Here is a 1,091-nt window from a genome sequence, read left to right as displayed (position 1 = left end):
AAAGAATCCCTTGCTCTTCATGCCATTAAATATTGTCGTCTAGTCAAAAAAGTGATTCGTGGAAAACATACTTTTTACGTACAACTTGTGATGGATGGGATTCCTCCTGCAAAGAGAATTCCATCTACAGGAGCCTTTCGACATTCCTATCAAAAACAAAAACGAGTAGGTATTGACATTGGTCCTTCTACCATTGCGATTGTTTCAGAAGAAACAGTTTTCATCCAACAACTTGCTCCAGAAGTACTCTTATTGGAGAAACAAAAAAGGCGTTTATTACGCAAGTTGGATAGAAGTCGTAGAAGTACCAATCCTAACAATTTCAAAAAGGATGGTACTATAAAACATGGCGTCAAACTCCGTTGGACATATAGTAAAAACTATCAAAAAACAAAAAAACAAATAAAAGAATTATATAGAAAGAAAGCTTGCTACATCAAAGAAAATCATGGTGCGTTAGCAAATAAAATCTTGTCTCTTGGCGATGAGGTGTACATCGAAACCATGCATTTTAAAGGATTGGCAAAACGTACAAAAGAAACCAAAACAAATATACAGGGCAAAATCCAATCCAAAAAGCGTTTTGGAAAAAGCATTGGGAATCATGCGCCTGCTATGCTAGTGGAAATCATCCATCAAAAATTAGGTTACACAAAGCAAACGATACAGAAAGTAAATACGATCACCTTTAGAGCCAGTCAGTATAACCATGTGACGCATAGTTATGAAAAGAAAAAACTCCATCAACGTTGGAGTCAAATTGGAAGTCATCTCGTACAACGAGATTTATATAGTGCGTTTTTACTGATGAATAGTGATACAAATTTACAACAAACAAATCAAGACTTATGCAATAAAACATTTCCTACCTTTTTAGAGTTACACAATCAACATATAGAAGACTTGAAACAAGTAAAGAAAACATTCCCTCTTAGCATGGGTATCAAACAAATCAAGTGAGGGGTATTCCTCCGTAGGTAGAGCTACCTGCCTTCATTAAAACTTATTGCCAACACAACATCGGTTGTGTAAATAAGAAAGTCTTATGGAACAGAAGATAAATCAAAGATGTTGTACACAGGACATGGCAA

At 35.5% G+C, this 1,091-nt stretch carries 1 pseudogene; it reads left to right on the top strand.

Going from position 1 to position 1,091, the window contains the following annotated elements:
* Positions 1-960 (top strand): annotated as a pseudogene (locus ACMZ42_RS27275) (hypothetical protein); the annotation flags it as partial.
* Between the last annotated feature and the right edge of the window lie 131 nt (positions 961-1,091).

The organism is Lysinibacillus sp. NPDC056185, from assembly GCF_047737915.1.
In the GTDB taxonomy this organism is placed as follows: Bacteria; Bacillota; Bacilli; order Bacillales_A; family Planococcaceae; genus Lysinibacillus.
This window is presented reverse-complemented; position numbering and strand designations above follow the sequence as displayed.